This window comes from Candidatus Nitrosotalea sp. FS (assembly GCF_011319475.1).
GTDB lineage: Archaea > Thermoproteota > Nitrososphaeria > Nitrososphaerales > Nitrosopumilaceae > Nitrosotalea.
The window spans coordinates 17,252-17,793 of sequence record NZ_RCMC01000251.1; the positions used below are offsets into that span (position 1 = coordinate 17,252).

General features: G+C 37.1%; 1 pseudogene. It reads right to left on the minus strand.

What is annotated here, in order from left to right:
- Window positions 1–542 (minus strand): annotated as a pseudogene (locus tag DYY66_RS13265) (sodium:solute symporter); the annotation flags it as partial.

Here is a 542-nt window from a genome sequence, read left to right on the forward strand (position 1 = left end):
TTATAGTATCTGCTTTCTTGAATTCATTTTTTTCTGTATTACACTTCCACCAAATGCTATTGCAAGGTTGAATGCAAGTGATATCACAGCGATGTACAATGGTCCCCACATTGTTTTGATAAGAGATGATGTCAGAGGACCAAAACTGTTTGCTGCTTCCATCATGAATATGCCTGATGATATTCCTACGACAAGTCCTATTATCAGTGGTATCTTTGTAAGTGACTTGGTATACAAACCAAAAAGAACTGCTGGAAGAATCTGTACTATGAGAATTCCCCCTAGCAATTGTAATGATATTGCATAAGTTGCAGGAACTGAAAATACAAATCCTAAAGCTACAAACTTGAATACTGTTGATGAGACCTTTGTTATTTTAATCTCTGACTTGTCTGAGAGATTTGGTTTTATCTCTTTGATGATATTTCTTGTCAAAAGATTTGCTTGTGCCATTGCCATGATTGCTGCGGGTACCAGACCTCCTACAAAAATTCCAAGTAGGGCAACACCTGAGAACCAACTTGGTAACGAGTACAAAATCA